This is a genomic window from Enterococcus camelliae, from assembly GCF_042685105.1.
Classification (GTDB): Bacteria; Bacillota; Bacilli; order Lactobacillales; family Enterococcaceae; genus Enterococcus_G; species Enterococcus_G camelliae.
This window is the reverse complement of the sequence record NZ_JBHUMO010000001.1, coordinates 18846-39429: the sequence shown is the minus strand read 5'-3', so window position 1 is coordinate 39429 and position 20584 is coordinate 18846. Positions and strand designations below refer to the sequence as shown.

Here is a 20584-nt window from a genome sequence, read left to right as displayed (position 1 = left end):
CATTTTTATTATTTCGTCAAACCGATTAATATTCCGCCAGCAACCACAAGAATCAAGCCACCTAAAGTATATTTCGTTTCTTTAGTCGTCTTCGTTTCATGTAAAATGAACATACCTCCAAGCGTTGCAACAATGACATTCATCTGTGAAAGGGTAAAGCCTAAAGCAACGCCATTGGCCTCATTTGATAACATCATAGCGACATTTGCGACGGCGAAGAAGAAGCCTGTTACGATATTTTGAAATGATTTTGCACCAAAAATAGCTGGCTCCTTTTCAAAGGAACAGAAGAGCATGGATCCTAAAAACATGCCAATTGCTTGTGGAAAAACTGCATCCCAACCATTGATACCTGCCACACGTGGAATGACCGCGTACAACACAAATGCTGCAGAAGACATTAATAAAATAATTACACCTTTTTTCATATTCACTTTTCCTGACACTTCTTCTGCTTGTTCTTGAAAAGCAGTCAGAGAGACCCCTAAAATGAATAGAACTAGTGCTGAAATTCCTAAGACAAATTGCATAGTTCGTGTCCATTCGTGAAAATAAAGCACGCCGACTAATGATGTACCAATTAATTGTGTTCCCGTTGAAATAGGCATTGCTCGCGAAACCCCAATAATATGAAAACTTTTAATTTGGTTAATTTGACCGAACGACCAAACAACCCCACAAAGCAAGGAAGCTATGATCAAATTCATTCCCCAAGCATCTGGACGGTGAAAAATCATGACACCAATGGAAAAAAGTAAGGCGCCCATTGACATCCCCATTTGTTGATTGGTTGCCTTGCCACCAATTTTTTGCATCACTAACGGTTGCAACCCCCACATGAGTGCTGGAACCAGACCTAATAAGATATTGCCCATATTTACCGCTCCTTATATTTTTTTTCACAAATAAAAAGGCAATGATAAAAGGAATAATTTCATAATATTTTTTCTCAGCTCTTTATTTGTGTTTGTATTCACATTATAAAAGAAAGCGAATCCATTTATTTTTGGTATCTTGTTCAAATAAAAAAATAAAAACCGTTACAACGTAACGATTTTTATTTTTTTAAAAGGAATCTTTTTCACTATCTTGCTCTTTTCCTTGATTCTTTTCTTTCAACGTATATTTCATGCGGTACTCTTTTGGTGTCATATTAACCATTTTTTTAAATAATGTTGAAAAATAAGTTGAACTATTCAATCCGACTTGGTGCGCAATGGCCGTCAAGGATAAGTCTGTATTAATCAACATTGTCTGAGCTTCCCCAATTCTCCTCCGTTGAAGATACTCGATGGGAGAATAGGCATACAATTCTTTGAACTTATGAGCAAAATAATATTCATTAATTGCCCATCTCCCCTGTTCTTTGAAATCTTTTAATTTAAAATCCTCTGCAAAGTGATTGTCGATATATGTTTTGATGTCCCGTACCGCAGCAAGTTTATGATCCTCAATCTCATTTTTAATCGCTTTTTGAAACGTGTTTTCTCTTAAAAACGTTAAAATAATTTCACTCATTTTTTGAGCCAGCTGTTCATAACCATTTACTTCGCTCTCCAAGAGAGAGAAAGCTGAGGCAAACCACGACTTAAGTAGCTCAAACTGTTGGCCCGTTTGAAAGATGGGTTGAATATCATCAGGAATTAACGCATTCCGTCGCAAATCAGTTTGTTCCAATTGTTTGAAAGCTAAACAATACAACGACACCGGCTGACTACTAAAAAGCTCATCATGAACAACGGTACTATTGTACACAATCAAATCACCTTTTTTAATTGGAAAATAGCGATTGCCGATAAAAATATCACCATTTCCTTGCGTAATAAGAATCACTTCCACCAAATCTTCATGCGCATGCATCGTTCGTGGATGGTCTCTATCAGCAACGGAGACTTTACTGATATAAACCAATTGATCATTTACCTGAATAGGATAAGAGTGACTATTTCTTGAAACAAAATACTGTTTCATCTGCCCATTCCTCCGATTTTGTAACGTCTTTGCTTGCTTTATAATAACATATCTTCGGTTCATTCGTCTTAGTTGTTACTTGCAAGCCTCCCATCTTTATCGATAGTTGATAAAAAATTGATGAGTACAGCATGAGAAACCCCTCACATATCCGCAGAAATCTTAAAATTTTTGCTATCATTAGAGAATTGTGAAGTACTTATAACGATGCTTAAATTGAATGAGAAAAGAGAACATTATGGAAAAAAAATTGCAAAAACAAATGACTACTCGCCATATTACGATGCTTGCTTTGGGTGGCGCAATCGGTGCTGGACTCTTTAAAGGCAGTGGCAATGCGATTGGCCTTGCTGGTCCTGCCGTCTTAGTAGCTTTTTTATTAGGTGGATTGCTCTTGTTTATTGTTATGACTGGATTAGGACAACTGGTCTTGTCCCAAGAAACAATCAAAGGTGGCATGTCCGGTGTTGTCCAGCCTGTTTTAGGGGATCACGCAGCGGATTTTATCGATTGGCTCTATTGGTCAATGTGGATCATCAATATTATTGCCGAGGCGGTGGCTTTAGCCAGTTTTATGCAAGTTTGGTTCCCAACTGTGCCTGTATGGGTGTTCGTCTTCGGACTTGCTTTATTAACGACCTTTATTAACTTGTATTCCGTTCGCCTGTTTGCAGAGACAGAATACTGGCTAGCTTTAGCAAAAATAGCCGTCATCATGCTACTGATTGTATTTGGTCTTTACTTAGTTGGCAAGCATGCTTTAGTTAATGGTTTGATCCCTACTGTTTCGGCCATGAACAGCCATGGAGGATTTGCGCCATTAGGCATTTCAGGTATCATCAGCTCGCTATTAGTTGTCATCTACTCTTATGGTGGTTCTGAATTAATTGCGATAACAGTGAGTGAAACAGAGGATCCCAAAACAGCGATTCCTCGAGCGATTCGTGGGGTAATGGGCCGCATTATTTCCTTTTACTTGATTCCAATGCTGCTCTTATTGATTATTTATCCCTGGCATACCTTGGCTACCAGTGAAGTTAGCCCATTTGTTTTGATTTTTGAAAAAATGCATATTCCCTATGCAGCGGATGTGGTGAATTTCGTGATTATTTTAGCTCTTTTTTCTTCAATTAATTCCGGAGTTTATGCCTCATCACGTACACTCTTTTTCCGTTTACATGATCGTCCTAGTAGCTTTTCAAAAAAAATGACCACGTTAAATCATCACCAAGTACCGCAAAATGCTGTTTTATTTTGTACAGGTACCCTCTACTTAGGAGTGATTATTTCTTATTTTCTTGGCGAAAAACTGTTCAGTTATTTAGTGGGTAGCTTGTCTTACACAGTCCTACTTACTTGGGGATTATTAACAGTAGCAGCTTTCCTGTTAGCCAAACAAACCAATCATCGCCGTCATTTGATTTTTAGTGGTCTTGCTTTTATTGGCTTAACTCTGATCTTCGTGGGAATTATTGTGAATAATTCGCCAACTATCACCCTTTTAACGGCTCTTTTGTATGCGATTATGTTCTTTAGTTATCGGAAACCAACTGTTCAAGTCATGGACAAAGAATCTCTTTAACCTCATTCTATAAAATAACCCCCAGCTGAATGGTCAGCTGGGGGTGTGTTGTTTTGTACTCTTGGTAATCACTAACTACGCTCTTAATAGTCTTTTTTTGTACCAAAAGTAACAGGATTCTCCAAACATAATACTAGCGACAACAAATACAAAGACGTTCACTTGCTGAAAGCCACATCTTCCTTAGTTCATTCATCTAAAGACACATCAAACAGGTCAGAAAGTTGAAGAATATTTTGAATATCAGGATACCCTTTCCCTCGTTCCCAGTTTGAAACTGCTTGAGTGGAGACATGCAGTACCTCCGCCACCTTGTTTTGCGTCATTTGTTTTTTTTCTCAATAATTGAATTTTTTCACCAATTTTCATTTGATTTTCCTCGCTTTCCAGATGCTACTCACTATGTAGTATTTCCCGGAAAAAAACAATCAACGAATCCTTGATACCAGGTAAAGTACTGCTTGAATGCCTATCCTGATAACCTTATGCATGAAATCCTTGAATAAATTGTTTTGTCCGTTCCTCTTGTGGATGATCAAACAATTCCTTTGGTGTTCCTTGTTCCAAGATTCGTCCTTGATCAAGAAAGATGACTTGATCAGAGACTTCTTTGGCAAAATTCATTTCATGGGTCACCATAATCATGGTTGTATGCTGATGGGCAATCCCTTGAATCAAATCCAAAATGCCAGCGACTAACTCTGGATCAAGTGCAGATGTCGGTTCATCAAACAAAATCACGTGTGGCTGAATAGCTAACGCTCTAGCGATGCCTACCCGCTGCTGTTGTCCTCCTGATAATTTATTCGGGTAAAAATCCATCCGATCAGCCATGCCCACTCGTTGCAACTGTTCTTCCGCAATCAAAGTTGCTTCTTTAACAGGCATTTTTTTCACTGCGATTAGGGCTTCCATCACATTTTCTTTCACTGTTTTTTTTGAAAATAATGCGTAATTTTGGAAAACCATCGCCGTTTGTCGACGAATTGCCAAAATATCGGCCTTGGTTGTCGTTGCAACATCTCGTACCATTTCACCAATTTGAATCGTACCACTATCGGCTGGCTCTAAAAAATTGATGGAACGCAACAACGTGGATTTACCCGAACCACTTGACCCAATGATGGTTAAAACATTTCCAGTCTCCACAGTTAACCCAATATTTTTTAAAACATGATTCTCTTGATAGGATTTGTTCCAATCTTTCAATGCTAACATGGTCTTCACCTTCACTTTCTTTATAAATCAACATTCAATTTGCGTTCCACTCTTTTGGCCACCTGTTCAATTAAGACACATAGCACCCAATAAACCAACGCAACTGCAATATATGCTTCAAAAAAGCGCAGATTCGCTCCAGCAATAATCCGTGTTTGTCCCATAATGTCAATAATCGTCACTGTAAACGCAAGTGAGGTTGCTTTTAATAAACTAATCAAACTATTCACTAGATTAGGCAACGCAACAATTAACGCCGAGGGTAAGATAATTCGTAGCATCGTTTGTGCATTCGTCAACCCAATTGAACGCGCTGCTTCAATTTCACTTTTATTAACCGCTAAGAGAGCCGCACGGAAAGTTTCTGACGTGTAAGCTGCTTCATTTAAGCCAAATGCGATAAACACATAGACCAAAGCAGGAATTGCATTCACATTAACAGTCATATTCATTTTTTGCGCGAACCATTCGACCAAAATTGGCAATCCATAGAAGGATAAGAACAATTGCACTAACTGTGGAGTCCCACGCATAAAGGAAACAAAAACATTGAATAGCTGCTGAAGTATTGGAATCTTACGTAGTTTAACTATTGCAATGAGAAACCCCAACCCTAAGCCAATTACTGCTGACACCACGGTCATTAGTAACGTAATGGGCAATTTGGGGAGCAGTTGCCCAATGATTACGGGTATCAAAGATGGAACAAACAACTGGCCATCCGTCGTTTTCGCCGTCGTGCGTGGCTTTTGGTCGTTTTGACTTGCATCTGTCGATGAGTTCGTAGGTTGATTGGCTTCATTCAATTGATCATTTTTGTCTATCAAATCTTGAGTTAATTTTGTATCATCTTGCCCCAAATAGTTCATACTAATTTTGGCCAGTGTCCCATCTTCGCGCATATCTGCCAAAATCGTATCCATTTGATTTCTTAAAGCTAACTCATCTTTCCGAAAAATAAAATACGAACCCGGTTGGCGAATTTCAGCTTCATTTTTGATGGTGTGTTGTTTCAATTTGATGCCAAATGTTTGCTCCACATCATGAACGTAAGTCGTTGCATAAATCGTGGCAGCAAATTTCCCACTGGACACATCCCGAATAATTTGTGAAGGATCCGAATCTACATACTGAATGGTGACGGCCTTATCGGGATTCTCTTTGTTCCATGCTTCAAGAAATTGTGATTGAGGTGAGGCTGGTACAACCGCAATCGATTGGCCCTTCAAATCAGCGACAGTCAAATCATCGGGTTGATTGGTTTTCGTAATCAAAACATTGTGCGTGACAATATACGGATATAATGAAAATAAATACTTTTTCCGACGATCCCCACTTTCGCCTAAATTATTGACAACCAAATCAAATTTTTTCGAATCCAATCCTGCAAAGAGTGAGGCAAATTCCGCTGTTTCATATTGGAATGTCAACGTATTCGATCGTTTTTCAATTTCTTTTAACACATCAATTTCAAACCCTGTTAATTCATTTTTATCATTGAAATAATCCATTGGTTTTGTTTGTCCAGATGTTCCAACAATGACCACTTGTTTTTGCTCTTTTGCTTGGACACTAGGAACGAGCAACTGCCAACCAATAAGAAGCGTGAGCATTCCTATTCCCCATTGTAGCCATTTTCGTTGTTTTCTTTTTTCCCCCATACTGCTTCCTTCTTTCTTTTTTTCATACAAAAAAACGACATTAGACGAATCTAATGCCGCTGACTAAACGTTGGAAAGAAAAGAAAAACGTAAGCTAACAACCCGCATTAGATTTTTATCTATGCAGGCATCAAAAACAAGCTCTTCATAGATACAAACAACTGGTGTTTGCACCTATTTGATGCAAACACTATCTATAAAAAGCGTAGTAATAAAATCGTACGTTATTCGCTTTTTTGGTTTGCATCGAAAGCCCTCCCCTTGATTTGTATGGATTCACTATACACATAGCTGATGGCTTTCGTCAACTACTTTTTACTTGCTAAAATAAAACTTTCGTAGGGTCCTAACGTGGTCGGTATCGTTTGTCGCTGATAATTTTGCACGATCCATCGGGCATCTTGACGCGTTGCGACCAACGCTTGAATGTCCTGTGGCTCTTCACTAAGATTAGCTACCACTAGCCACTCTTCCTCTCCAATGGTTCGTGTATAGGCAAAGATAGCGGGATGGTTTGGCAAAAGTAAATCAAACGTTCCTTCCCTCAAAATTGGACAAGTATGCCGCAACTGGATTAATTTTTGATAGTAGGCAAAAATTGATTGTTTCGCATGTAAATCTGATTCTACATTCACAGCTACGTAATTCGGATTCACTTTTAACCAAGGTTTGGCCTTTGAAAACCCCGCATTTTCTTCTGAGCTCCATTGCATTGGTGTTCGCGCATTGTCACGACTAATTTTATGCACCGCTGCTAAAAAGTCTTCTTTAGAAATGGTTTGATTTTCCTCAACGTATTGGCGATAGTTTCCCTTCAATTCAATATCAACGTATTCGTCTAGTTCGTATTTAGGATTGGTCATGCCAATTTCTTCACCTTGGTACACATAAGGAGTGCCCTTTAATCCATGAAGAATTGTCGCAAATGCAGTAGCCGACTCGTAGCGATAGGTCGTGTCATTCCCCCAACGCGAAATCACGCGCGCTCGATCATGATTTTCAAAATACAAGGCATTCCAACCTTTATCATCCAATTCTTTTTGCCAATCACTCAAAATCCGCTTCAAAGCAACAAAATCCGGTTTTTGTAGTGCCCAACGACCATTGACGTCATTGGGTTTTCGATCGATATGCATATGTTCAAATGTAAAAATCATATCTAATTCTTCTCGTGAAGGATCGACTAATAAGTGTGCATCTTGTGCTTTCGCAGCGGGTGCTTCACCAACAGCCATCATATCTAATGGGCCTAAGACTGTTGTATGCATGTCATGAATAAATTCATGCATTCTCGGACCATTTTGCTGATTTGCTGTTGAAAAAGGTTTTGCGTTATTAGGAAAATTCCAGTCTTTTGAAATGGACGTAATGACATCCATCCGCCAACCATCCACACCCAACTCTTTCCAAAACGTCATCATTTGATAGATAGCTTGGCGAACCTCCGGATTTTCCCAATTCAAATCAGGCTGCTCTTTGGCGTAATAATGCAGATAATATTGTTGCCGTTGCTCATCCCAAGTCCATGCTGAACCACCAAAGTTAGAGCCCCAATTATTCGGCACACCACCATCACTCGCAGCATCCTGCCAAATATAAAAATCACTATACGGATTATCTTTTGATTGCCGGCTTTTTTGAAACCAAGCACACTGATCTGACGTATGGTTTGCGACAAAATCCATAATAATTTTTATATCTAATTGATGAGCCGCTTGAATCAAATGCTTCATATCCGTTAAAGAACCAAACATCGGATCAATTTTGTAGTAATCTTCAATATCGTATCCATTATCTATTTGAGGAGAGAGATAAACTGGACAAATCCAAAGAGCATCGATTCCTAGACGCTTTAAATAGGGTAATTTTTCTTGAATCCCAACTAAATCGCCAATTCCATCATCATTGGTGTCTTTAAAACTCTTGGGATAGATTTGATAAATAACCGCATCTTTCCACCATGTATCACGCATGTCTACTAGAATCCCCCTTATTATGCTATTCCCAGTAAGGATAAAACAATTCCTAAAATAATCATTCCAAAAATCAAATAATTTATCGAAATGTTTTTCTTTTTCATCAGATAAAAACTAACTAGTGTAATGGTTAATGGAATCAATCCTACAAATATTTGATCCAACATTTCTTGTGTTTTTAAGATGGTTTTTCCATCCATGACCATGTTCCATGTAATATCTAATTTGACCATTTGACTGGTCATCGCCCCCACCATTGCTAGACCAACAATACTGGCAGCTTTTGTTAGAATATTAATCAAGCCATTTTCATACAAATTCGAAATATAGGTTGATCCTAAGGTATACCCTAATTGTCCACCCTTCCAACGAAGCCATTGTACAGGGACATTAAAGAGTAGCAAAAAGATAATTGGTGCTAAAACATTCCCCGCCTGTGCTAGGCTAACCGCAATCCCCGCGGCAATGGTCCGAAGTACACCCCAGAAAATCGAATCCCCAATCCCTGCTAATGGACCCATTAAACTTGTTTTAATAGCGTTAATGGACTCTGCATTAAAATCTTTTTTCTCACTATTTTCTTTTTCCATCGAAGCAGCAATCCCTAATACAAATGGGTAGACAGCCACATTGGTATTAAAATAAGCCATTTGCCGAACCATTGCTTCTCGTTTTTGTTCTTCCTTTTTATAAAATTGGTCTAGAAATGGTTGCATCGCATAGGAAACACCGGATGCACCTTGTTTTGATGGTGTTACAGCTGAATATAGCGAAAATGAACGCCAATACATTTTTTTTAATAGTTTTTTTTCTGTTGCAGATAATTGTTTTGTTTGTGTTGCCATTCTTTTTTCCTCCCTTAGCTAAAGAACTCATCAACTTCAACGTCAGCTTTTGATTTATTGGTTGCCGACTTAGTTTGTGGTACATGGGTAAATTGTTTTTTTAATTGTTTCAAGTCCAAATCACGACTTGCACTCACAATTGCAATAATAACTGCGATGACTGCAACAGCAATCAATGGCGCCTTAAAGTAGGCAATTAAAATGAATCCTAAGAAAAAGTAAACGGCCACTTTGTTGTCCCATAGAATCTTTAATAGCATCGCCATCCCCACTGCAGGTAGTAAATTACCAGCCAAACTTAATCCATGCGTAATGACTTCAGGGATTTTTTCCAAGATGGATTGAGTTGCTTCCGAACCGAAAAGAATCGCAAAAAAAGGAATTAATGCGTAAATAAACCATTGCAACCCCCATAATCCAAAATGTAAGCGAGCGATTCCTTTTGCATCGCCGGCTTGTGCCATCCGATCAAATTTCACTGCAAACGGTCCAACCACACCAACATACAGAAGTGTCTTCACTTGAAGGCCAATAATTCCTAAAGGTATCGCGATAGGAATCGCTACTTCTACCCCTGCATGCATATTAATCGCAAAAGCTGTTGCCAGAGCTGTCGCCAAGCCGGGTTCCGCAGAACTTGCTCCACCAATATTGACAACACCCATAAAAATCGTTTCCAAAGAGGCTCCGACTAACAATCCCGTTTGAATATCTCCTAGTAACAATCCCAATAATGGACCAATAACAATTGGTCTCCCTAACATTGTAAATCCTAATAATTCTTGGCCACCGACTGTCAAAAATACAACCAGGGCGACAATAATTGCTTCACCTAACATCGTTTTTTCTCTCCTTTATGATACAAATGATTGTGCCATTTCTTTTTTATCTGAAGGTAAATTTTGCAAAGCCGTTTCTGGATAGATGGCGACCAATTTTTTTAAACTTGCCAATTCATTTGGTGTCAACATCACGAACTGTGTCAAAATTTCCTTCTCTCCCTCAACGGATTTTCCAACATTTCCAACATTGATATAAGACATGTTCGGAACGCGTTCAGCCAAGGCCAAAGCATCGGCCACCGTTCGTACTAGCACCAACAAACGACGATGCTGTGCTCGTGGATCTTTTAAAATAGTCGCAGCATCTTCAAGGGAACGCACCAACATCGGAATGCCTGCCGGTACCGCCATTTTCAATGCCATTTGTTGCGTTTCGTTATCTGCTGCTTCATCATTTGCTACCAATATTCCTTGTAAATGAAGCTCACGCGACCAAACCATTGCAATTTGTCCATGAATTAGTCGTTCATCAACTCTCAGCGTTGTTGGAATTTTTATTGTAGCACCACCAACATCTTGCACAGGGGCTGAACGAAGCACATTAGTTTCTGTTGGTGTGTCCGGTTTGCTTTCGTTCATTCCGTTTTCCGTTGATTCCCCACTAACTTTAGAAAAATCCGTTTCAACAAGCTGCATGGCTTGTCGACCATTCTCCAATAAGTCTCTCAAAAGTTTGTCGGTATAGATTTCAGCTCCATAAATAATTTCAATCATTACTGGTAAATTAAATCCTGCGACAATAAATACATTGGTTCGATCTTTAGCCGCCAACGTGATTTTTTGATTGACACTACCACCAAACATATCTGTAAAAATGACCACTTGATCTTCTTCGTGGATATTGTCAAAAAACGTTGCTATCTGTGCATCGATATCGGGTAGCCCTTCAACATAAGCTGCCATATACGTGATATCAAGATCTTTGCCAACAAAAAGTTCCAATGTACTTTGAATTCCTAATGCCATTTTCTCATGTGAAGCGATTGCAAATTTTTTCATAAGGTCCTCCTTTTTTGGAACGTTCCATTATTAGAATAAATAATAGACGCTCCTATTTTTTGGAACGTTCCATTTATCTTTAATATGCACATACTATACAATAAAAAAAGAATTTACGCAAAGGTTTTCAAAAATTATTTTTTGGTTGTTTCCCCCTGAACAAATTCAATCGGCAAAATGGTCGTTTTCTTTACGTCATTTTCTTTATTCCAAAGCAATTCTTCTAAACGTGAAACACATTGTTCCGCAATTTTTTTTACTGGTTGGCGAATAGATGAAAGAAAATATTTTTGCTCTGGATACATTTTTCCACCATCGAATCCGATCAACTGGACAGATTGAGGGACAGCATGTCCTAACTGCCTTAAAATCGTATAAGAAAAATCAGCATATTGATCGGAAACTGCGAAAATCCCATCAAATGGACACGCTTTTTGATAGGTATTCATTAAAAACGTTTGCAATTGTGGATAAAAACGATCCTCATGATAAGGGGAGTCAAAAACAGTGTAATCGACTTGTTTATGTTGGCAGTAATCAATGAATCCTTGTGCACGCTGTCCATAATTCACCGCTGTTTTTTCCGTACTCCGCGTCAAAATAAGCAGATTTTTGGCGCCTTTTTCCAATAATTGCTTTGCTGCCATACAACCACCAGCGTAATTATCAGAGGAAACGCAAGGAATCGTCTTTGACAGATGATTCTCAATCGAAACGATTGGCACATCATTTGTTAGGTATTTACCTAAATCACTGTAGGATATCGTAAGAATGCCCGCAACTTTTTGTTCTTTTGCCATTTGAATATATTCTAATTCTTCCGCAATATCATTTTGCGAAGTACACAAAAGCATCTTGTAATTTTTCTGCTTCAACATTTGTTGGATTTCTTGCGTTAATTCGGCAAAAAAAGGCGTACGCGTCGTTGGCAAAATAAATACGACAAAATTCGAACGATTTAGTTTCAACTCACGCGCAGTACTATTTGGAACATAATTTAACTCGGTAATCGCCGCTTGAATGCGTTGTTGCGATTCAAGTTTCACTTGGACCCCATTAATATAATTGGATACAGTTCCTCTTGATACACCTGCTAATCTTGCTACATCATTCATTGTCGGCATAGTACTTTCCTCCTCATACTGTGGTTATATTTTAGCAAAAATAACGGACTCCCACAATGGACTGTGTAAGAGCATCCCTGCCTTCAACAAAAAAGAACGGCTCGAAAATCACCGTTCTTCTTTTTCTTCTCCAACTGGTTTATATACGCCTTGCTCAAACGCATCTAGAATGGTCCGGACTTCCTCTGTTGATTTCGTTGCCATTAAACGAACGCGCAACTCACTCGCTCCTGGGAACCCTTTGACATAAATTTTGAAAAAACGATGCAACCCCACAATTGGCCGCGGAACACGGTCTTGGTAAACATCTTGCAAATCAAGTTGCAACCGCAGCAAATCAAGCAATTCACTGGCAGTATGTTGCCGTGGTTTCTTTTCAAAAGCAAAAGGGTTTTTAAAAATTCCCCGACCAATCATAATGCCATCGACTCCATACTGCTCTGCTAAAGCGAGACCGGTAGCACGATCAGGAATATCCCCATTAATCGTAATGGTTGTCTGAGGTGCTACGCGATCGCGGATAGCTGTCACAAGAGGAATCATTTCCCAATGTGCGGCTGCTTTACTCATTTCCTTACGCGTTCGTAAGTGAATAGATAGATTGGCAATATCTTGCCGCAAAAGGTGTTCAATCCACGCTTGGTGTTCTGCTAATTCTTCAAACCCTAAGCGCGTTTTCACACTCACAGGCAATCCACCGGCCTTAGCTGCAGCGATTAGCTCAGCGGCCACTTCTGGACGCAAAATCAAGCCACTCCCTTTGCCACGTTCTGCCACATTGGGTACGGGACAACCCATATTGATATCAATCCCCTTAAAGCCCATCTCGGCCATTCCCAAACTCATTTGCCGGAAAAACGCTGGTTTGTCTCCCCAGATATGAGCAACAACTGGCTGTTCGTCTTCGGTAAAAACCAGACGCCCACGCACACTTTCAATTCCATCTGGATGGCAGTAACTATCCGAATTCGTAAACTCTGTAAAAAATACATCTGGTGCACCAGCTTTTTGAACCACATGTCGAAAAACCACATCGGTAACATCTTCCATCGGTGCCAAGACAAAAAAGGGCTTCGGTAACTCTGCCCAAAAATTTTCACTCATGGGTGATTCTCCATTCTTTTCATTCATCTCTTCTCTCGCTACAAAACAAATGTATTATACTAGGAATCACCCGAACACGCAAAATAGTCGATTTTTAACCCACGAATAACGCCCAACAAACAACGACTATTTCTGCTAATAATGAACCTACAAAAACAGTGATGAATGATTCTTTAAATCCTGTTTTCGGAGTGAGTTTCGTCAGACCAATAAACGTGATAAATACCCCGCTCTGCGGCACGATAGTCAAAATGTTGGAACCAATGGTCGCAATTCGGTGAATCATTTCTTTATCCAGACCCGAATGCAAATAATATTCGGCATAATTAGGCATCACAATACCCAGTGCTCCAGATGATGAGCCAGTTATTCCTGACATAATCGCTGTGAACAAGCCTAAATTGACATAACTAGGTACAGGTAATGAAAACAATAATTCTTGAATAGTAGCAAAACCATCTGATTTGACAACAATCGAGCCGAACGCTACCGCGGCAGCTGTCGAAAAGATTGGTAATACTGCGCCACTTGCCCCTTTATTCAATGAACCGACAATTGATGAAAAACTTTTTCGAAAAAGCAAAATACAAAGGGCTACTGCAATCACTAATGCAAAATAAATTACGTTTTTCTTTAAAAAATCATTACCGAACAGGCTTCCACAAAAAGAAATCACAATTAATGTTGCTAGAGGTAAGATACTTTTTTCAAATGAAGGAAGTTCTTTTTGTACTTTTTTTGTTTCGACAACTGTCGCAAAGGTTGCAAACTGCTGACCTAACGATTGACTACGTTTTAGTGCGTAACCCATATACCATAGACCAAACCCGACACAGACCACGGATGCTACTAAGCTAGGTAAAAAGGCCGCTGTTAATGATGTATCCAGATAATCAATCGGAATAATATTCTGAATAGATGGACTCCCTGGTAAAACAGTCATGGTTACCGTACATATTCCCAACCAAAGAGGTATTTGAATTAAGTGCCACGAAATATTTGCTTTTTGAAACAGCACTCGTGCCAAAGGAATGATGGCAAACATAGCTACGAATAGACTGATTCCTCCGAAAGTTAGGATGAAACTAATCAAAAAAATAGCTAACAAAATATTATATGGTCGATCCGTACCAATTTTATTGACGATTGTCTGGGCAATCGCATCTGTTGCGCGACTCTCTTCCATTAAATTCGCCAAAATAGATCCTAACAAGAAAATCCAGAAATACCTTAAAACATAATTTGCTAAAGAAAACATAAAACTGTCTGGATTACCACTTAAAAATATGTTGTAAATTGACATTTGATTAAAAACAATAACTAGCATGGTCGCCAAAGGGGCTACAATCAAAATACTTATATTTTTCATAGACAACCAAATAATAAAGATGATGCCAATTAACACCCCAATAATTGTCAAAATAATTTCCTCCTTATGAGAATGATTCATCATAAAATAATAAAAAGGATTCCTTATTTTTCACAGATTTTTCTTTGCACGTTGCTCTTTCAAAGTCTTGTGATAATAAGGAATCCAAATCAACTCATTCTGTTTATTTTTTATTGTGTGTTTTCATGCTCGTTACTTGATTTTCCTTATCTCAAATTTCACTTTGTGCATAACGAGCGGTCACAACTTTTCGATGCGTATAGAATTCAACACTGTCTTTTCCGTTCGCATGCAAATCACCGAAGAAAGAGTTTTTCCAACCAGAGAAAGCAAACCAAGCCATCGGTGCCGGAACACCTAGATTGATTCCCAACATACCTGCATCTACAGTTTCTCTGAAATAACGAATCGCCGAGGCATTATTGGTATACAAACAAGAACCATTCGCAAACTCTGAGGCATTCGCTAATTCAATTGCTTCATGAATATCTTTTACTCGAATCATTGATGCCACTGGCGCAAAGATTTCATCTTTCCAGATGGTCATCTCCGTTGTCACATGATCAAAAATTGTTGGTCCGACAAAATAGCCTTCTGTTGGAAGATTTTCCCGACCATCTAGTAACAATTCTGCCCCTTCATCAATTCCTTTTTGAATATAGCCAAAGGTTCTTTCTTGTGCATCTTTTCGAATAACCGGTCCCAAAAACGTTCCTTCATCTAACCCATTACCAATTTTGATTTCTTGAGCAGCCTTTTTAAACTTGGCAATAAATTCATCGGCAATTGTTTCTTCCAGGACAATGACAGAAGCTGCCATGCAACGTTCACCAGCTGATCCATATGCTCCACCAATGATATCTTTCACCGCACGATCAATATTAGCATCATTCAAAATAATGACATGATTCTTCGCCCCTGTTAATGCTTGCACACGTTTCAAATTTTGAGTACCCGTTTTGTAGACATATTCACCCACATTTTTAGAACCAACGAAACTAATGCCTTTGACTAATGGATGTTCTAATAAGGTATTTACCACATCATGTGCTCCGTAAACTACATTAAATACACCTTTAGGAAAGCCAGCTTCTTCGACAAGGGAAACAATTTTTTCCATCAACAAGGGGGTTTTTTCTGAAGGTTTTAAAACTACCGCATTTCCACAAGCTAATGCCATAGGGAAAATCCAAAAAGGTACCATCATCGGGAAGTTAAATGGTGTGATTGCTCCAACAACTCCGATTGGGTAGCGATAGTTCGTAATTTCTACATCTGTTGCTGCCGTCGAAAGAGAATCTCCCATAATAAGATTCGTAATACTTGCAGCATTTTCAACATTTTCAATACCTCGTTGTACTTCTCCCAACGCTTCAGACAATGCTTTTCCATTTTCAATTGTAATTAAACGAGCCAATTCTTCCTTATTTTCGATTAAAAGATGTTGTAATTGAAATAGATAACGACCGCGAACAGGTACAGGTACTTTTTGCCAAGATTGGAACGCTTCATTTGCTATCTCAATGGCGTGACTTGTTTCTTTTTTAGTTGAAAAAGGAATCGTTACTAATACTTCTTCAGTAGCTGGATTGACAACAACATCACTTTTTGTCGTGTCGCTTGCTACCCATTCACCGTTAATATAATTTTTTAATGTTCTAGTCATTTCATCTTCCTCCTAATATTGATAGTCGTAACATGTTAAATACAGTTCAACAATTTCTTCATGTGTTGGAATTCGTGGATTATTATTTGGACTACCACTATCTAAGGCATCAAAGGCCATTTTGTTCAGCACTTCTTCAAATTCTTCCCTTTTAATACCCCAATCGCCTAAATTCGGAATATTTAACTCTTGGCATAGTTGTTTTACACGTTTAATAAATACATCAGCTAATTCTTCATCAGTACCTTTTTGTTCTGGATAAAGCATCCGGCTGATTTCAGCTAATGGAATAATCGCTTCATCTCGTGTGTAATCTAAAATAGCTGGTAGCAACATCGCATTCGAAATACCATGCGGAACATGGAACATAGCTCCAATTGGACGGCTCATGCCATGAATCAATGTCACAGATGCATTTGAAAAAGCTAATCCTGCCTCTAATGAAGCCAATGACATATTGTCACGTGCAACTAAGTTCGTTCCTTCTTCATAAGCTGTTTGAATATTATTCATTATTTTTTTAATTGCTGATAATGAGAACGTTTTGGTCATCGGTTGAGCTTTCAATGAAAAATATGATTCCATCGCATGACACAATGCATCCAATCCAGTTGCAGCGGTCACCGATTTTGGACTAGTCACCGTCAAACTCGGATCAACTAAGGCAACTTTAGGTAAAAAGGCAAATTGTTTAATCATCATTTTAGTATTATTGGTGGTATCTGTAATCACGGTCACATTGGTCGCTTCAGAACCAGTTCCTGCTGTTGTTGGTATAGCAATGAGCGGTACTGGTGGTTGCTCTGCAATACGATCTTTCATAAATTCACCTATATACCCAGGATTCGTCGCAACGACTGCTACTGCTTTCGCTGTATCAATACAACTTCCTCCACCTAGAGTCACAATCACATCTCCTTGCTCTTTTTTAAATAATTGCAAGGCTTCTTCAACAAATAAATCAGTCGGTTCTGTATTAGCTCCCAAATAATGAAAAGTATATAGGCCTTCTTCTTGAAGAAGTGAAATTATCTTTTCAAGATAACCTAATTTTTCCATCATTAAATCACTAACAATAAACACCCGACTACCATAACTTCGTACTATTGGTCCTAATTTCTTTAATGAGTCTGTTCCATAAACAATTTGTTGCGGTGATTCGAACGTATTCATCTTTTATTCCCTCCAATATTTTTTGATTTCACTTTATTAATAGCAAAGTTTATACCAAAAAAAGAAAACGCTATTATTTAAGCGTTTTCTTTTTTGTGGTATACTAATTTGTACAGTTTTTTATACACTAATGCACATAATAGTCCAACCTATTATACAAAAGGAGCTCTTTTACATGCAACGCATTCAATCATCTGGACCAGAACAAATTCATACTCAAAATACGGTTAGTAAATGGATGACTCAAGAACCAATCACCATCCATCCAAATCAAACCATCGATGAAGCAATTGCGCTTTTTTCCTATCATAACTTTTATGGCATCCCTGTTATCAGTGAAAATCACTTTTTAGAAGGAATGCTAACCAAAACGACTATTATGAATGCCTTGTTTGAAAACAAACCAACCAAGGATGCTGTAAGTACCATTATGGAAACCACATTTGATGCTGTTTTCCCTATGGATCCACTAGAAAAAGCCCTCAGTATGCATGAAGGATGCCTACCTGTCATTAATGACTACCAACAATTGGTCGGCATTGTCACTCGAACAGATATTTTGAAAGCACGAGCTGTCCAAATTGATACTGCCAAACATTCACTAACAACTATGTCCGTTTTACAACAAATTTTGGATAATTCATACGAAGGTATTGTAGTTGTCGATACCCGTGGTATTATTACCGAAATTAATGATGCTTACTGTAAATTATTGGGAAAGAAGAAAGAATTCGTCCTACAAAAACCTGTACAAGAAGTCATCGAAAATACTCGTTTACACATTATTTGCCAAAATGGCGAAGAAGAACGCAATCAAATTCAAATCATTAATGGCCAATCCTTAATCGTTCATCGTTACCCACTATATGAAAATCATTTGCTCGTCGGTGCAACTGGCGTCCTTATCTACCGAAACATTGATGAAATGTATGCTGTCACCAATCGATTAACCGAAGAATTTCACGATCCGAAAACTGGTGCTTCTTCACGAACATCTTATTACTTAGACAAGATTATTGGACATTCCTCTATAAGCAACCAATTAAAAAAACGAATTAGCAAAATTGCTCCCTTACCTTCAAATGTTTTGATTACTGGTGAAAGCGGTACCGGAAAAGAACTCTGTGCCCAAACGATTCATCAACTAAGTCCTGCCGCTGCAGGTAATTTTGTTGCTATCAACTGTTCGGCTATTCCAGAAAGTTTATTGGAATCGGAACTTTTTGGCTATGTCAGTGGTGCTTTTACAGGAGCTTTGAAGACAGGTAAAAAAGGCAAATTTGAACAAGCAGAAAATGGAACCATTTTTCTCGATGAAATTGGTGATATGCCATTAGCCATGCAAGCAAAGTTGCTCAGAGTACTTCAAGAAAAAACCATTGAACCCGTAGGTGCTGACTATTCAAAGAAAATCAATGTCCGTGTCATCGCAGCTACTAATCAAAATTTACGGGAACAAATTACTCGTAAGAAATTTCGCGAAGATTTATTTTACCGTCTAAACGTACTACCGATTGAATTACCCTCATTAAGAGAGAATCCTGAAGATCTACCTATTTTACTAGACCATTTTCTAACAGAAGCAGCTCGCTATCTCCACAAAAAAGTGCCTATCCTTGACGAAGATGCACGAAAATGTCTATATCATTACAATTATCCAGGAAATATTCGCGAACTAGCCAACCTCTGCGAATCCCTCGTTGGTCTGTGTGAAAACAACCAAGTAACCTTTACAGACTTACCTACTACGATTCGTGAAACATGGCAAACATACACAAAACATAGCGATTCACCCATTACAAATAGTAAGAATGAAGCAGAAAAGAAATTAATCAGACAAACCCTTGCAGAAGTAAACGGAAATAAAACCAATTGTGCAAAAAAACTAGGCATTTCACGAGCAAGTCTCTATAACAAAATGAAACGGCATAATTTGTTATAATTTTTCCATCACATCCTGTCACTCTCAAAATTGTCCACTTCAAAAAAGCATGATATAGTTAAAAAAAACCAAAAAGGATCAAACTATGATTACAACGACAACTTTTGGTCAAAACCAAACGTGGATTTCCATCAATTCTGACAAGATTGGGGAAACTTCTCAAATTTATCAAGCATACAAAATTGATGAAGAAACACTTGGTTATGCCCTCGATAAAAATGAACGTGCCCATACTGAATACGACTGGGAAACTGATACACTAACCGTTATTTTTAACGTGCTTAACCGCACCAAAGAAGACAACCATTATGAGACCGTTCCAATGACCTTTATTGCTCAAAAAGATCGGTTTATTTCGATCTATAACAACGACAATGCCTATATCATCAAAAAAATGACACATTTCGTCGAACGAACACCCAATCTAACCGTCTATCGTTTTTTATTTGTAACTTTATTTTTAATCTCCGAATCGTATTTTCCCTATGTTGAAAAAATGGATCGGTCAAAAGATGAATTCAACCGCAAATTACGAATGAAAACAACCAAACACAATCTGTTGGCCTTATCCGATATCGAAACAGGGATGTTGTATTTAGTCTCTGCCGCCAATCAAAATATCATTTTATTGGAGCAGCTAAAAGGCCAGACAATCTATAAAAAACTAGATGATTTAGAACGTGAACAATTAGAAGATACTATTATTGAAGCTCGGCAACTTTCCAGTATGACGCAGCTAAATGCACAAGTCTTGCAACAACTTTCAGGAACGTATAACAATATTCTAAACAATAACCTAAACGACAATATGACCACGTTAACTATTATTTCAATCTTACTAGCTAGTCTAGCAGTTATCACAGGTTTCTTCGGAATGAATGTTCCATTACCCATGACCAAAAATAAGTATGCCTGGCTGATTATTCTGATTGTCAGTGTTGTACTTTGGGTTAGTTATGCAGCACTCTTACGGTATATGATTCGAAGAAAATAACTTTTTTAAACTTTGCAAAACAATACCATCAAACAGGCTTGACGTTGTTTGATGGTATTTTGAATAGTATGTCCGTTTCTTTTATACTATATAACTT

At 38.3% G+C, this 20584-nt stretch carries 17 protein-coding genes; 3 read left to right on the top strand and 14 right to left on the bottom strand.

What is annotated here, in order from left to right:
* Positions 1-8: 8 nt before the first annotated feature.
* Both ACFSR0_RS00170 and ACFSR0_RS00165 read right to left on the bottom strand, forming a co-directional pair.
* A complete protein-coding gene (locus ACFSR0_RS00170) occupies positions 9-875 on the bottom strand; it encodes a GRP family sugar transporter (protein WP_379978695.1) in 867 nt (288 codons plus the stop codon).
* Between the two features lie 190 nt (positions 876-1065).
* Positions 1066-1971 carry an AraC family transcriptional regulator gene (locus ACFSR0_RS00165; RefSeq protein WP_379978693.1) on the bottom strand — a complete coding sequence of 302 codons (906 nt, stop codon included), beginning with the start codon at positions 1969-1971 and terminating at the stop codon, positions 1066-1068.
* A gap of 235 nt (positions 1972-2206) precedes the next feature.
* Between ACFSR0_RS00165 and ACFSR0_RS00160 the strand changes: the two genes are divergently transcribed.
* Positions 2207-3553, top strand: coding sequence for an amino acid permease (locus ACFSR0_RS00160; RefSeq protein WP_379978820.1), 1347 nt, complete (start codon positions 2207-2209; stop codon positions 3551-3553).
* Between the two features lie 188 nt (positions 3554-3741).
* Here the strand turns inward: ACFSR0_RS00160 and ACFSR0_RS00155 are convergent, their stop codons facing one another.
* From ACFSR0_RS00155 to ACFSR0_RS00100, 12 genes are all read right to left on the bottom strand, one after another.
* Entirely contained in the window at positions 3742-3879 is a 138-nt protein-coding gene (locus tag ACFSR0_RS00155; RefSeq protein ID WP_379978691.1) for a helix-turn-helix transcriptional regulator, read from the bottom strand.
* Positions 3880-4036: 157 nt separating this feature from the next.
* Complete coding sequence (locus ACFSR0_RS00150) at positions 4037-4771, bottom strand: amino acid ABC transporter ATP-binding protein (protein WP_379978689.1); 735 nt, start codon at positions 4769-4771, stop codon at positions 4037-4039.
* A 20-nt stretch (positions 4772-4791) separates the two neighbouring features.
* Positions 4792-6432: an ABC transporter substrate-binding protein/permease gene (locus ACFSR0_RS00145; RefSeq protein ID WP_379978687.1), complete on the bottom strand. Its 1641-nt coding sequence runs from the start codon at positions 6430-6432 to the stop codon at positions 4792-4794.
* 308 nt (positions 6433-6740) lie between these two features.
* A complete protein-coding gene (locus tag ACFSR0_RS00140; protein WP_379978685.1) occupies positions 6741-8405 on the bottom strand; it encodes a glycoside hydrolase family 13 protein in 1665 nt (554 codons plus the stop codon).
* 20 nt (positions 8406-8425) lie between these two features.
* A complete protein-coding gene (locus ACFSR0_RS00135) occupies positions 8426-9253 on the bottom strand; it encodes a PTS system mannose/fructose/sorbose family transporter subunit IID (RefSeq protein WP_379978683.1) in 828 nt (275 codons plus the stop codon).
* Between the two features lie 14 nt (positions 9254-9267).
* Entirely contained in the window at positions 9268-10092 is an 825-nt protein-coding gene (locus tag ACFSR0_RS00130; protein ID WP_379978681.1) for a PTS mannose/fructose/sorbose/N-acetylgalactosamine transporter subunit IIC, read from the bottom strand.
* 15 nt (positions 10093-10107) lie between these two features.
* Positions 10108-11094 (bottom strand): PTS mannose/fructose/sorbose transporter subunit IIAB, encoded by a 987-nt coding sequence (locus ACFSR0_RS00125; RefSeq protein WP_379978679.1) that lies wholly within the window; start codon positions 11092-11094, stop codon positions 10108-10110.
* A gap of 134 nt (positions 11095-11228) precedes the next feature.
* Positions 11229-12218, bottom strand: coding sequence for a LacI family DNA-binding transcriptional regulator (locus ACFSR0_RS00120; protein ID WP_379978677.1), 990 nt, complete (start codon positions 12216-12218; stop codon positions 11229-11231).
* A gap of 108 nt (positions 12219-12326) precedes the next feature.
* Positions 12327-13322: a tRNA dihydrouridine synthase gene (locus tag ACFSR0_RS00115; RefSeq protein WP_379978675.1), complete on the bottom strand. Its 996-nt coding sequence runs from the start codon at positions 13320-13322 to the stop codon at positions 12327-12329.
* A 94-nt stretch (positions 13323-13416) separates the two neighbouring features.
* Positions 13417-14772, bottom strand: a complete 1356-nt coding sequence (locus ACFSR0_RS00110; protein ID WP_379978818.1) for a GntP family permease — start codon at positions 14770-14772, stop codon at positions 13417-13419.
* A gap of 151 nt (positions 14773-14923) precedes the next feature.
* Positions 14924-16378: a CoA-acylating methylmalonate-semialdehyde dehydrogenase gene (locus tag ACFSR0_RS00105; RefSeq protein WP_379978673.1), complete on the bottom strand. Its 1455-nt coding sequence runs from the start codon at positions 16376-16378 to the stop codon at positions 14924-14926.
* 12 nt (positions 16379-16390) lie between these two features.
* Positions 16391-17551 carry an iron-containing alcohol dehydrogenase gene (locus ACFSR0_RS00100; protein ID WP_379978671.1) on the bottom strand — a complete coding sequence of 387 codons (1161 nt, stop codon included), beginning with the start codon at positions 17549-17551 and terminating at the stop codon, positions 16391-16393.
* A 175-nt stretch (positions 17552-17726) separates the two neighbouring features.
* Between ACFSR0_RS00100 and ACFSR0_RS00095 the strand changes: the two genes are divergently transcribed.
* Positions 17727-19493 (top strand): sigma 54-interacting transcriptional regulator, encoded by a 1767-nt coding sequence (locus ACFSR0_RS00095; protein WP_379978669.1) that lies wholly within the window; start codon positions 17727-17729, stop codon positions 19491-19493.
* 85 nt (positions 19494-19578) lie between these two features.
* The gene (locus ACFSR0_RS00090) at positions 19579-20487 is read left to right on the top strand and encodes a magnesium transporter CorA family protein (RefSeq protein ID WP_379978667.1); all 909 of its coding nucleotides are present in this window, start codon (positions 19579-19581) and stop codon (positions 20485-20487) included.
* The last annotated feature ends 97 nt before the right edge of the window (positions 20488-20584 follow it).